The organism is Burkholderia sp. Ac-20353, from assembly GCF_017104785.1.
Classification (GTDB): Bacteria; Pseudomonadota; Gammaproteobacteria; order Burkholderiales; family Burkholderiaceae; genus Burkholderia.
Genome location: NZ_JAAGPL010000574.1, coordinates 1 through 312, shown reverse-complemented (window position 1 = coordinate 312; position 312 = coordinate 1). Strand labels below are relative to the sequence as shown.

1 pseudogene is annotated in these 312 nt (G+C 59.3%); it reads right to left on the bottom strand.

From position 1 onward, the window contains the following. Positions 1-312 (bottom strand): annotated as a pseudogene (locus tag G3N94_RS42035) (hypothetical protein); the annotation flags it as partial.

Here is a 312-nt window from a genome sequence, read left to right as displayed (position 1 = left end):
TGCCGAGCGACGTGCTCAGGTTGGTCACATTGCCTTGCAGGTTGGTGATGTTCGTCACCGCCGACGACAGCGACGTCTGGATCGGCGAAATCGCACCGTTCAACTGACCGACGTTGACCGCATCGTTGTTCGCCACACCGTCCGCCACGTTCGACAGCTTGACCGGCGCATGATCCGAGCCACCGAGCGTGACCGTGTTCTTGTCGCTTCCGTCGTACTTGACGTTCAGCTTGTCCGCTTGCTGCAGGTTCGTGACGTTCGTGTTCGTCGTCGACAGATTGCTCGTCAGCGTCGACACGTTCGTCGTCAGAT